The following is a 12298-nucleotide window of genomic DNA, read 5'->3' as shown; positions in this document are numbered from 1 at the left end:
GTAGGTCTTTTAATTTTTGCCTGCATTCGTTTATGAATATATGATGGATAGGAAACAGGACGCTTGGGACTAAAACCAAGCGTTTAGCCTTTAGATACAATAACAAAGTCACTTCGAGTTGGCGCTTTCTTCGGGCTAAAAAATCCTATGTATGCTGATGCTCAGCAATTGTTTTTAAAAAACATTCCATCGAATTTGTCATATATGCATCTTTTCGTCGAATAAAGACGGTTGAAATCGTACCGTATTTTTTAGGAATTGGATGACAATAAACCTTGCCTGTTGTAGAAAGATGTTCTGCAGCCGATTGTGGTACAAGTGTAACGCCAAGACCAATGGCAACACTGTTCAAAATTGTCTCTAATATATTAAATTCCATGATTCTTTTTGGCAGTAAACCTTCATCTTTGAGCCAGAGTTCTAGCTTGGAACGATATCCGCAACCTTGATTAGAAACAAGGATTGGTGTAGACGTAAATTCCTCGATACGAAATAATTTGTTTTGTGATAGGAGAACGAGGTTTTCGGTAAATACATCATATTGTTCTAAAACTGGATGTTTAATCGGTCCAGTTATAAAGGCCCCATCTAATTGATGATCCGCTACTTCTTTAATAAGTTCCTCAGTTAAACCAGCTTGTAATGTTAAGTCTACATTCGGATAGCCCTTATAGTAAGACGCTAGAATAGTTGGTAATATACTCACTGTTTCGACTGTACCGATTTTTAAAGTACCAGTCGGTGTATCACTATCTAAAAAGACCTGTTTCATTTCTTCGACATCCAGCAATATTTTATTCACGTAAACAAGCATTTTTCGCCCTTCTGGATTTAATGTCATCCCTTTTTTATGGCGATAAAAAAGCGGCGTTTGGAGTTCTTTTTCTAATAGCTTAATACGTGCAGTTACATTGGATTGTACATAATTTAATTCTTTTGCAGCATGGCTGACGCTCCCGTAATTTGCAACGCTTTTGAAAATCTGTAAATCTCGTAGTTCCATTGAGTATACCCCCTTAAAAACTATCATTATAAATGATAGTTAATATCACTTTCAATCATTTTACGTGATGTATTTTCTTTTTTATAATTCTCATTGTGAATTTCATAGAAGTTGTATAGAAACGAGGAAAAAAACAGTGAGAAAAAGTAAAATAATAATAGGCATGCTAGCATGTTTAATTGCAAGTATGTCGTGGGGAGCCATGTTTCCAGTTGCAGATCATGCACTTGAATATATAAATCCATTCTATTTTTCAATTATTCGATATGGGGCAGTATCGATTGTATTAGTCATTTTATTATGGATGAAAGAAGGAAAAAAAGCGTTTCGCTTAGAGGGGAAAGGTAAGCTACTCGTCTTTTTTGGGATTATGGCATTTACTGTTTACAACGTGCTTGTTTTCTTAGGTCAGATGTTAATGGGGAAATCTGGCGTTATGGTGGCATCGATTATGGAAGCACTCATGCCGATGATTTCGATTGCTATTCTATGGGGATATAAACAAGTGAAACCGAAGAAGTATATGATTAGCAGCATGATCATTGCTTTTATTGGAGCTATTTTTGTTATTACAAAAGGCGATATGAGTTTCTTTCTTACACTGAAACATAATCTAGTTCCGCTAGCATTCATTTTAATTGGAGTTGTAGGTTGGGTTATTTATACAATGGGCGGTCAAACATTTAATGATTGGTCAACTCTCCGCTATTCTACATTAACATGTGTATTTGGCACAGCTGTAACAGGTATCATCACAATGATCATCACGATGCAAGGGTATGTTTCAGTCCCAAGTATGGAAACGATTTTTGTTATTAAATATGATTTATTGTTTATGATGACACTGCCAGGTATTGTAGCATTGCTTACTTGGAATTATGGTGTGAAAATCCTATCATCCATTAATGGAATTTTATTCATTAATTTCGTTCCAATTACTACATTGGTCATTATGATGGTACAAGGATATAAAATCACAATCTTTGATATAGCAGGGACTCTACTTGTTATTTCAGCTCTTATTTGGAATAACATATGTCAGCGCAGAGAAAAAAACACGAATCTGCAGGTTATGCAAGAGGAAGAAGAATTACGGCAGGCTGTCTGATGTTAGAAGAATTATGATTTTCTTTGCTGGCGCAATTAACTTCTAAGCATGTAGTAATTAAAATAGATTAAGCTTTTTTATAAAGAGCGTGTTTTAATCGGTTATCGATTTAAAACACGCTCTTTATTTTGTTCATTTATCATCAAGGTTAATTAATGCCCAAGACAAGGGGTAGGACATTAGTGTGGAAAATTAGTATCTAGGCCAATATACAGGATTTATTCAGATGGTAGAAGCTATTGGAAATACAGGTTTATAATTGATGAGCGATATCAAGGGTGTGGCTATGGCAAGAGAACAATGAAGTTGATTGTTCAAGACATCCAGAGTAGAGATGATTGCACTGATGTCATATGGCTTGGATATCAGCCAAACAATGAGCAAGGTATACTAGTGTGGGTTTTGAAGAAGCCCGAATGGCTCCTTGGAGAGAAATGTTAGCAAAGTATAGTTTTCGTTAAAATTTCTAAGAGAGTAATAAAAAGAATGTAACTACGCTGGGGATGCCCTAAAAGTCTGCAAATGACTTTTGGGACATCCCTCTTTCTTTAGAAAAATTTTAGAAACTGTTTCTGAAGAACTACTCATTAAAAAAAATGTAGTAATTTAGGTTGATTTACTCAATTGTATTTTTTTGTCGATTTTTTGTTCAAAAATATCGAAATATGTCGTAATATATTGTGAATAGTATGAAAAATAAATTTTCTAATGTTATTGGGAGGGGCTAAAAGCAGGGGAATTCATTATTATTTTTAAGTAGGTTATCAGAAAAACGAAGAGAAAAGTCAATATAATGAAAACATAGGATTAAACAAGACAAGCAGGTTAGCTCCATGTTGTAAATAAACATGGAGGCTCGCACCTTTGATAATGTACGATTCATTGTCTTTCATTAAAATGTGCACTAAAAATTGAATTTAAAAAGGAGCGTATTAACCATGCTACGCAATCTATCTATATTTAAAAAGTTAGTCCTATTAATGTTTATAGCCATTTTAACAGTTGGTATTATTCAAGTGAATGGATATATCACAATGAAATCTTTGGAGAATAATACAGAGAATATTTTTAAAAACCGTCTAGAACCAAGTATAGTTTTGACTGATTATAGGCTTAATAATCGGGTCATTATATCAAATATGTATCGTTCTTTCCTTTTTACAGATGAATCAACTATTAAACAAATTAATAATGAAGTAATGCATGCTTTTGAAGAGAATGAAAAGAATCTTCAAATACTTAAAGAAGCCAATTTAAAATCGGATGAGGACAAAATAATAAATGAATTGGTTCAGCAATTTCCAAACTTTAAAGAAAGTATGGAGAAAGTCTTTCAACTAAGTCTTGCCAATAAGAATGAGGAAGCAATAAATCTCTTTAATTCAAGTGCTAAGCCTGTATTTGACGAAATTATGTCAAAAGGTTTGGAGCTGACAAAATTGAATAAAAAATATGCAAGTACATTGAATATGGAAAGTAAAGCTGAGGCAAGTAAAGGTATCACGATCTCCCTAATCATTTCAATTGTATTAGGAATTCTGTTTGTTGCAATCGGTTTTATAGGTGTACGAAAATATATAATTTCTCCAATTGAAAAATTAAAATTTGCTGTTCAACGAGCGGAAGCAGGAGAACTAAATTTTAGTGTAGACTATGATTCAAAGGATGAACTAGGAGTCTTAACGTCTTCATTTAGCCATATGATTGCTCAATTACGAGATCTAATTGGTCAGGTGAAACAATCATCCGAACAGATGGCAGCATTTTCGGTTGAGCTTTCGGCAAGTGCGGAACAAACGAGTGAGGCAAGTGAGCATATCGCGTCTGTTACGTTAGAGGTGGCAAGCGGCTCGGACGATCAAGTTAGAACAATTATAGAAACATCAGGTGTTGTTAATCATATGGTACAAGATGTTCAAACAATAGCTAGAAATTCTACTAACGTTTCAGAGGCTACTATCCAAGCAGAACAACTTTCAGTGGATGGAAATGATATTATTAAAACCGCTGTTCAACAAATGAACTCCATTCAAACTTCTATTGGTAGTCTAAGTAATGTAATTAGTGGTTTAGGTGAGCGTTCGGCAGAGATTGGACAAATCGTTGAAGTTATTACAGGCATTGCAGCACAAACCAATCTACTGGCACTAAATGCAGCGATTGAAGCGGCAAGAGCAGGAGAACACGGAAAAGGCTTTGCGGTCGTTTCGGAAGAAGTGCGAAAATTGGCCGAAGAATCTTCTGTATCGGCACAGAGAATCTCTGAGTTAATTACAGGAATTCAAACTGAAACGAATAGAGCGGTAGATTCTATGCAATTCACAACGAATGAAGTGGAAACAGGTATTAACAATGTAAACATCGCAGGTGAATCCTTTAAAAAAATTCAACATGCCATCAATGAGGTATCTGTTCAAATTCAAGGGGTGTCTTCATCAGTACAACAGATGGTTACAGGAGTTAATCAAATGACCAAATCTATGGAACAAATCAATGGAATTGCCCAAAGTTCTGCAGAAGGAACACAAAATATTTCAGCGGCTACAGAAGAACAGTTAGCCTCCATGCAAGAAATTACAGCATCTACTTCTGCACTTTCTAAAATGGCGGAAGACTTACAAGAAAAAACGAATATGTTCGAAGTATAATGATGACGAATTGTCCTATTAAGTGTGAAAGTGCAGCCCAGAGGTAAAGAGGCTGTTCAAAAAAAACTGTTATCTAAGGATGAAGTGACCCCTAAAAGTTAGACACGGTTATTTCATTAGGCAGCTTGGGTAAAACGAGTTCGGTATTGCACCGGACTCGTTTTTAATTTTGCCTTAATCCGTTTCGTATTATTAACTACAATAACAAAAAGTGGATTTTCAGAAACTTAAAGCGCCACATAGTAGTAAATGTTTTATTTTGAAAATTCGATAACTTTGTTGTGTCACATTGAACACACTTTTTAATTTTGCTATAGTGTTTGGAAAACTGGAGAAAGGGGAGCGATATCATGATGGGAATTTTAGATTTAGAACGGTTTACAAGTTTATCAAATGAACAGTGTGAAATTATTTTAGGTATGGCTGAAAACCTTCAAATAATAGCTGATCTTTCCCAAGCAGATATTTTTATAGATTGTCTTTTGGAAGAAGATAACGCCTCTTTAATTGTAGCTGAGGCAAAGCCTACTACTATAGTATCTTTGTATAAAAATAGTATGTTAGGGCAAATTGCATATGAAGAGATGGAGCCGGGTGTTTTATTTAGTTTAAAAACTGGGAAACCACTTTTTGGATCAAGAGGCATTACCGAAGAGCGCGGAATCATGCAACAAGATATTGTTCCTATAAAAGACCTGTATGGGGAGACCATTGCGGTATTAATTAAAGAAAGAGATATCTCACAGGTAGCGCAGAATGAAAAAAATATAGAGCAGTTTATGAAAGCGGCTAATAGTGAAGACAAGCAACGTGTATTTCAATCCTTTGTCGTTCAGGAAATTCATCATCGCGTTAAAAATAATTTACAGGTAATTACCAGTTTGCTACGGTTACAAATGCAACGTTCTCACTCGGTAGAAGTAACTGAGGTATTCCACGATAGTATATCTCGTATATCTAGTATGGCTTTAGTGCATGATTATTTGGCTCAGCGTGGAATTGATGAAGCAGATATTAAACTTTTAATACAACAAATTTCTACTTTATTAATTTCCTCGTCCATTATTCCAGGTCAACATATTACTGTGTCTGTAGAAGGGGAATCTGTATGCTGTCCTTCAGATCAAGCAACAGCCGTAGCACTGATTGTTAATGAGTTAGTTCAAAATAGCATTAAGCATGCCTTTCCTTCACGAAATTACGGGAAAATTGCTATAAATTTGAGGCAACGAAAGCAAATGGTTACGATTACAGTAACGGATGATGGATGTGGAATTGGTGATTCTTTTTCTTTAGGTGATATATCATCTTTAGGAATACAGCTTGTAGAAATGTTAGTTGAAGAGAAGCTACAAGGAGTTTTTTCATTCCCTATTTCTGAGGAAGGGACAAAAGTTTCAATAACCTTTCCGATAGTATCTACCGTAGTTAATACTAAATGACACTAGGTCTCCTAATTAAAGCTTTAGTTAAACAGTTACAAGTTTTTTAAATCTTGAGGAATTGTATATTTTAAAATAAATATCATTTTTAATTGATGTTGTTATTGTTTTCGAACTATTTACAAAATATTTGCTAGTAGTGTAGAATGAATTAAAATAATAACTGAGGCAAAGGCGCCTTTCACGCCCGAAGAAAATTTCTTCAGGGATATGTGAAAGCGCTTTTTTTTCGTTTGATTGCAATCTTTAGCATATAAAAAGGGGTGTTAAATGATGAAATTGTCCTGTGTGGTAAAAGGAACTCATTATACGTTTTCGTCGGTAAGGGAGGTACTTGCAAAAGCAAGTGAAGCAAAATCTGGCGATGTGATGGCGCGTGTAGCAGCGGTATCATCACTTGAGCGCATGGCAGCTAAAGTAGTACTTAGTGAGATGCAGCTGAAAGAAATTTATGAGAATCCGGTTATTCCGTATGAGATCGATGAAGTAACACGTTTGATTTATGATGATATAAGCGACACGATTTACAAGGATATTCAAAGTTGGACTGTCGGTGAACTGAGAAATTATATTCTGTCATCTGATACAGGTAGAGATCAATTATTGAAACTTTCTAGGGGACTAACGAGTGAAATGATTTCAGCTGTTGCCAAGCTGATGTCAAGCATTGATCTTGTTCTTGCTTCACAGAAAATGAAATATCAAGCACATTGTAATACTACAATTGGAGAGCCTGGTCGCTTAGCATTTCGTTGTCAGCCCAATCATCCAAATGATGTTCCAGAAGGAATTTTGTATTCAATCAAGGAAGGGTTGTCCTACGGAGCAGGTGATGCCGTAATCGGAATAAATCCGAATGTGGATACGGTTGAATCCGTCAAAAAACTATTGACACTTTCACATGAATTTATTGAGAAATGGCAAATTCCAACACAAAATTGTGTTTTGGCCCATATAACAACACAAATGGAAGCTTTAAAGCAAGGGGCACCTATCGCTCTTATGTTTCAAAGTTTAGCAGGTACACAAAAAGGGAATGAAGCATTCGGTATATCTAAAAAAATTATTGATGAGGGCTATGAAATGATGGCTCGATATGGTACATCTGCAGGTCCAAACTTTATGTATTTTGAAACAGGACAAGGTTCGGAGGTATCTTTAAATGCTGATTTTGGGGTAGATATGCAAACCCTTGAATCGAGAAGCTACGGTTTTGCACGTCACTGGAAACCTTTCATGGTGAATACTGTTTCTGGTTTTATTGGACCGGAGACACTTTATGATGGCCGCCAATTAATAAGAGCGGATCTTGAAGATGGATTTATGGGGAAATTACATGGTTTACCAATGGGTATTGCTCCCACTTATACAAATCATATGGATGCCGATCAAAATGATCAGGAAGTTGCCGGTATCATAACGGCAGTAGCAGGAGCTAATTTTTACATGGGAGTACCAGGTGGAGATGATGTCATGCTGAATTATCAAGATACAAGCTATCACGATGATGCTAGTTTGCGTGAGATTCTGGGCTTACGACCACTTCGGGAATTTGAAAAGTGGTTGGAGAAAATGGGCCTAATGGAAAATGGAAAGTTGACGAAACGAGCGGGAGATTTATCAATTTTTGATTGAGAAGGGAGGAGCAAAATGGATATTCAAGAAATTGTTCAAAGAGTAGTGGAAGAAGTAAAGAAAAACATGAATTCGCCAAAAACTGAAACCAATCAAAATAAAGAAGAAATTATATATTTTCCGGAAGAACGTATAGAAGGGGTAGAGGAGCCGCATAACGCTGCATCTATTGAGCGGGCGCAAAGTATTACACCTGCGCGTATTGGTATTGGTCGAACTGGGACGCGTATGTTGACGACAAGCTATTTACAATTTTTAATTGATCATGCAGCTGCACAGGATGCTGTATTAAGAGATGTAAGTGATGATTTTCTTCAACAAATGGATTTACACAAGCTAGAAACAAAAGCCTGTGATATGAAAACTTACTTAATGGATTTAGATGCCGGTCGAAAGTTATCGGATGAATCTATTAAGTATCTTGAAAAGAACGGCGATAAAGGCAAAGAGGTTCAAATTATTGTTTGTGATGGATTGAGCTCCTCTGCGGTAGAAGCAAATGTAGTTGATTTACTGCCGGCTTTAATACAAGGCCTAAAATTAAAAAATATAAGTGTCGCAAAGCCGTTTTTTATTAAGCGAGGGCGTGTATGGGTGCAAGACGAAGTAGCTGCTATTGTTAATTGTGACCTTGTCATTTCATTGATTGGTGAAAGGCCAGGTCTAAATACAGATGAAAGCTTGAGCACATACATGATTTATAGGCCTACTGAAAAAACAGTTGAAGCTGATCGGACGGTCATTTCAAATATCCATAAAGATGGATTGACTTCAGTTGAAGCTGGTGCCTATCTATCTGATTTAATTGAACAAATGCTTCATGCAAAGTGTTCAGGAGTTACTTTTGCTCAACAAAGAAATTTAACTTCTTTCAGCTGAAATCTCCCACCACTATAGGTAGTGAGATGAATGCGGCGTAAAGTTACTTTTCAATGGGTCCAGAAAGGTTGTGATGTTTTATGAAAAAACGGATTCTGATTGCTGAAGACGAGCCAATTATTAGACTGGACTTAAAAATGATGCTTCGGACTAACGGCTATGAGGTAGTCGGGGAAGCAGGAGATGGGGATCGAGCGATTGAACTCGCTTTTAAGTTAAAGCCAGATCTTGTGTTAATGGATATTGAAATGCCAAAAATTAATGGTTTAAAAGCAAGCGAGGTTATTGGTCGACAGCTAGATATACCAGTGTTATTGATTACTGCATACAGTCAAAAAGAATTTGTAGAAAAGTCTAAGCAAGATAATATTATGGGGTATCTAGTTAAACCCGTTTCTGAAGCTAGCTTAATTCCAGCAGTGATGATTGCACTTCAACAAGCTAAGAGGACACAGACGCTAAAACAATCTTTACAACTAACACACGAAAAAATTCAAAAGCGCAAGATGATTGAGCGAGCAAAAGGGCAACTTGATGGGAAGTAATTATCTAGGCTGTAGATATTTACATTAACCCAAAGTATTAATGGATTTTAGTTGTTGATCTTGTTAAAATATCTGTTAAATTTATGGAAAATTCTGAAATTTATATTTAATAAATACCGTAGACAGTTATATTTCACTCATCTTAAAAGAAATTGCCATTTAACACTTCTACCATAAATTCCGAAATTATAAGGGGCATGGTCACTCATTTGAAATATAATGAGTGACTTTTTTTAAAATGACGGATTGTAATATTAAGTGCAACACCCAGAAATCAATATAAAGGAAGCCCATAACGACCTCGTGTAGAAAGTAGTTACCACACCAACATTCAAACGGAGGAAACATTATGAGCTATACCCATCTTACCATATCAGAACGTGTAAAAATAGAAACATACCTGGAACTTGATTATCCGATTCGTAAAATAGCGAAACTCTTAAATCGTCAACCTTTTACGATTTCCAGAGAAATAAAACGCCACGCCAGTAGTACGGCTGACGAAGCGCAAGTATGTTACCACCAAAATAAATCCAACTGTGGTGCCAAGTATGTACGCCAAAAGTAAAAGAAGCTGTTCAAGAAAAGTTGTGGGCTACTTGGTCGATGACAAAGATTCTATATAACAATGTTTTTCAGGTGAAGAAATTAGAAATTATTGTTGATATTTATTATAGAAAGAAGGAATTAGTTTAAAATTTACTTTTGAACTAGGAGTTAATACTACGTAAGACAAAATTTGGTCATTATACGCAAATATAAATGAATGGTTTAAGTGGGAATCAGACTTAAAAGATATTTCACTAAAAGGTGAGTTTGTAAAAGGAAGCACTGGAACTATAAGAGATAGGAAAGAGCGCTCACCCTTTCCTATCTCCTTAAAGGTATTTTTTCAATTGATTTGGAGAGAAAGTTAGTTAAAAACTGCTTTTCAATATTTTAGTTTAATTGGTCCAATAATTTAAACTTTAAATTAGGATATATTTTATAATACATTTTCTTTTCTATTAATTTATGTGCAATTACAATTGAAGCAAATACAAAAGCGTACAGAATAAACGCCCATGGATAAGCTAAAAACCAATCAAGTACATTTTTAAAGATATCCCCTCGATCTATTACTTTTAACTTTCCTAATATCATATAAACAATAAAGACAACGATTGGTAATGCAATAACACCCGAGATAATGTTTAAAGATCGTTTTTTATTCCGAGCTTCGATAAAAGTAGGTTCATTTAAATATTCACTAACCCCCACCACTTGTTTTTCAAAGGTATCTTCACTTTTAATAGGTAAGTTGTAATCATTAATTATTTTGTGAAGCTGTTTAAGTTCTTCCACGCTTGAAAAAAATTCAACCATCGTTTTTCCGTAATTCAGTTTCCTCACTTCTTTCTCATTTAAAAATTTTTAGTGTATAGTACCATAAATGAAAGGTTGTTTCTATTTGCATGTCGATTGGGTTTTACCGAATTTTATCATTATTGTTTTTGATTAGTTTTTCATTTAGCCATAAATAAAGTTAAAAATGAAGAGGTCCGGCTACAACCCGGAGGCTAACGCTTTTCCATGTTTATGTACCGAACGTCTGCCGGATTTCCTGCTCCGTGACCGGCAGCACAATCGTCAGCTTCGCAGGGTCCTTCGGGGAATAGATGACATTGATGATTTGACCTTGCTGCACCCGGGCAAGATTCTCGACAAGCAGATCTTTTTGTACCGTCACCTTGAATGTTTCCCCGTTTAGTTTGGTAACGGCGAGAGTAAGCTGCAGTTGAACTTTTCCGGATGCGGCCATACCCAGTGGTACTACATCCATTACTTTAGCTAGACCTTTATCCCCGGTTTGCGCAATATCCGCTAGTTCCGGACTCAAACCTTGTTTAACGAGCTGTTCATTAAAAAGCGATTGAAGATCATTTTGATTCATATGACCTTTGGCATCAAAACCGATCTTGTAGGGATTTTTCTCCGAGACCAGTAAGGGAATAATGAATCCAGGCTGAAATTGCGGTAAATTCATGACAGGAACAATCATCCGCAGCTTGGCCGGGTATTTGTCGTGGCCCTGTCTTGTTACCATCAGCTCCAGCTTGACTTCCGGTTTATTGTTAATCATCGTTCCGGTTTGCTGGATATTCGTGATGAGTCCCACTGCTGACTGCCCCTTCTTGACGGTACCGACACCAAAGACGTTACTCAATATGGGAGGAAGAATCAACAGGGCAATACCGGAAAAGATGGCTGGTACAAACCAAGAAGAACCTATAATGATAAAGGGATCGTCCCATATCCAATTAGCTAGCAGCGGGGAAAAGCAAACGCCAAGTACGGTAATCATGCCAAGTGATGTTAAGATTTTTTGCATCATTATCCCTCCTGGGTCAGATTCAAGTCATGGGGCCAACATAGATGAGTTCCGCCGGATTGGCCGGATGTTGTCCGAGTCCGATGTGGTCCCCGGCCCGTGGCACCTGTAATTTGGATACAAGCGTTTCGAGCGTTTTCGTATAACGGCTACCACGGGTTTCCGTCACCTCCAGCTCCAAAATAACAACCGGTTCAAAATTAATCAGTTTTCCGGTATCGCGTACCGAAAGGACGATAGCGGTAGCAGTGATAGGAACGGAACCTCCCGCGGCCATCTGCGCTTGCCTAGTCTGTTCAATGCTTTGATTTATGGCTTCGCGATGCTGCTTGGGGATGAGTCCCTTCATCATCATGCCGCTTAAGCCTTTATTTAATAATTGATCCGCTTTTTCCAAATTGTCCTGTGCATGTTTCTTTTTACTGAACCAGCCCATAACCTCGCTACAATCGTATTTTTGAGTTCATCGATGTCTCTATCACAATTGTAAACAGTGGATGGAAAGGCGACAACGGGTTTGAAGGGATACAATATGGTGGCGGTAATCAACGGTTTTACTTCCGGTTCAAGGAGTAAATTTTGCGAAGATCCACCCTTTACTGCAATAAAAAGCGGAAAATCCGCCTTTAAACGTTTGGGACAGCCCATTCGTATTGCGGTTTTCCGA

11 protein-coding genes and 1 pseudogene are annotated in these 12298 nt (G+C 36.6%); 8 read left to right on the top strand and 4 right to left on the bottom strand.

What is annotated here, in order from left to right; genetic code table 11:
• Nucleotides 1–145: 145 nt before the first annotated feature.
• Nucleotides 146–1003, bottom strand: coding sequence for a LysR family transcriptional regulator (locus tag ABH966_RS04295; RefSeq protein WP_370076059.1), 858 nt, complete (start codon nt 1001–1003; stop codon nt 146–148).
• A gap of 163 nt (nt 1004–1166) precedes the next feature.
• Here ABH966_RS04295 and ABH966_RS04290 point away from each other — a divergent pair, with 163 nt between their 5' ends.
• From ABH966_RS04290 to ABH966_RS04255, 8 genes and pseudogenes are all read left to right on the top strand, one after another.
• Nucleotides 1167–2111, top strand: coding sequence for a DMT family transporter (locus ABH966_RS04290; protein ID WP_370076263.1), 945 nt, complete (start codon nt 1167–1169; stop codon nt 2109–2111).
• 207 nt (nt 2112–2318) lie between these two features.
• Nucleotides 2319–2552 carry a GNAT family N-acetyltransferase gene (locus ABH966_RS04285; RefSeq protein ID WP_370076261.1) on the top strand — a complete coding sequence of 78 codons (234 nt, stop codon included), beginning with the start codon at nt 2319–2321 and terminating at the stop codon, nt 2550–2552.
• 497 nt (nt 2553–3049) lie between these two features.
• Nucleotides 3050–4759: a methyl-accepting chemotaxis protein gene (locus ABH966_RS04280; RefSeq protein ID WP_370076057.1), complete on the top strand. Its 1710-nt coding sequence runs from the start codon at nt 3050–3052 to the stop codon at nt 4757–4759.
• 350 nt (nt 4760–5109) lie between these two features.
• The gene (locus ABH966_RS04275) at nt 5110–6201 is read left to right on the top strand and encodes a sensor histidine kinase (RefSeq protein ID WP_370076055.1); all 1092 of its coding nucleotides are present in this window, start codon (nt 5110–5112) and stop codon (nt 6199–6201) included.
• A 273-nt stretch (nt 6202–6474) separates the two neighbouring features.
• A complete protein-coding gene (locus ABH966_RS04270) occupies nt 6475–7836 on the top strand; it encodes an ethanolamine ammonia-lyase subunit EutB (protein ID WP_370076259.1) in 1362 nt (453 codons plus the stop codon).
• A 15-nt stretch (nt 7837–7851) separates the two neighbouring features.
• On the top strand, nt 7852–8715 hold the full coding sequence (gene eutC, locus ABH966_RS04265) for an ethanolamine ammonia-lyase subunit EutC (RefSeq protein WP_370076053.1): 864 nt from the start codon (nt 7852–7854) through the stop codon (nt 8713–8715).
• Nucleotides 8716–8795: 80 nt separating this feature from the next.
• Nucleotides 8796–9260, top strand: a complete 465-nt coding sequence (locus ABH966_RS04260) for an ANTAR domain-containing response regulator (RefSeq protein ID WP_370076051.1) — start codon at nt 8796–8798, stop codon at nt 9258–9260.
• A 349-nt stretch (nt 9261–9609) separates the two neighbouring features.
• A pseudogene (locus ABH966_RS04255) lies at nt 9610–9881 on the top strand (transposase); the annotation flags it as partial.
• A 318-nt stretch (nt 9882–10199) separates the two neighbouring features.
• Here ABH966_RS04255 and ABH966_RS04250 read toward each other — a convergent pair.
• From ABH966_RS04250 to ABH966_RS04240, 3 genes are all read right to left on the bottom strand, one after another.
• Nucleotides 10200–10652, bottom strand: coding sequence for a DUF6097 family protein (locus tag ABH966_RS04250; RefSeq protein WP_370076047.1), 453 nt, complete (start codon nt 10650–10652; stop codon nt 10200–10202).
• A 184-nt stretch (nt 10653–10836) separates the two neighbouring features.
• On the bottom strand, nt 10837–11631 hold the full coding sequence (locus tag ABH966_RS04245) for a hypothetical protein (RefSeq protein WP_370076045.1): 795 nt from the start codon (nt 11629–11631) through the stop codon (nt 10837–10839).
• Nucleotides 11632–11653: 22 nt separating this feature from the next.
• Nucleotides 11654–12067, bottom strand: a complete 414-nt coding sequence (locus tag ABH966_RS04240; RefSeq protein ID WP_370076043.1) for a hypothetical protein — start codon at nt 12065–12067, stop codon at nt 11654–11656.
• Nucleotides 12068–12298 lie beyond the last annotated feature (231 nt).

The organism is Lysinibacillus sp. RC46, assembly GCF_041262385.1.
Taxonomy (GTDB): Bacteria; Bacillota; Bacilli; order Bacillales_A; family Planococcaceae; genus Lysinibacillus.
The sequence above is the reverse complement of the archived record's forward strand: the minus strand, read 5'-3'. Positions and strand labels throughout refer to the sequence as shown.

What these genes read in the sequence shown, in the direction of transcription:
- ABH966_RS04295 (WP_370076059.1), bottom strand. Translation starts at nt 1,003, where the DNA reads ATGGAACTACGAGATTTACAGATTTTCAAAAGCGTTGCAAATTACGGG.
- ABH966_RS04290 (WP_370076263.1), top strand. Translation starts at nt 1,167, where the DNA reads ATGCTAGCATGTTTAATTGCAAGTATGTCGTGGGGAGCCATGTTTCCA.
- ABH966_RS04280 (WP_370076057.1), top strand. Translation starts at nt 3,050, where the DNA reads ATGCTACGCAATCTATCTATATTTAAAAAGTTAGTCCTATTAATGTTT.
- ABH966_RS04275 (WP_370076055.1), top strand. Translation starts at nt 5,110, where the DNA reads ATGATGGGAATTTTAGATTTAGAACGGTTTACAAGTTTATCAAATGAA.
- ABH966_RS04270 (WP_370076259.1), top strand. Translation starts at nt 6,475, where the DNA reads ATGAAATTGTCCTGTGTGGTAAAAGGAACTCATTATACGTTTTCGTCG.
- eutC (WP_370076053.1), top strand. Translation starts at nt 7,852, where the DNA reads ATGGATATTCAAGAAATTGTTCAAAGAGTAGTGGAAGAAGTAAAGAAA.
- ABH966_RS04260 (WP_370076051.1), top strand. Translation starts at nt 8,796, where the DNA reads ATGAAAAAACGGATTCTGATTGCTGAAGACGAGCCAATTATTAGACTG.
- ABH966_RS04245 (WP_370076045.1), bottom strand. Translation starts at nt 11,631, where the DNA reads ATGCAAAAAATCTTAACATCACTTGGCATGATTACCGTACTTGGCGTT.
- ABH966_RS04240 (WP_370076043.1), bottom strand. Translation starts at nt 12,067, where the DNA reads ATGGGCTGGTTCAGTAAAAAGAAACATGCACAGGACAATTTGGAAAAA.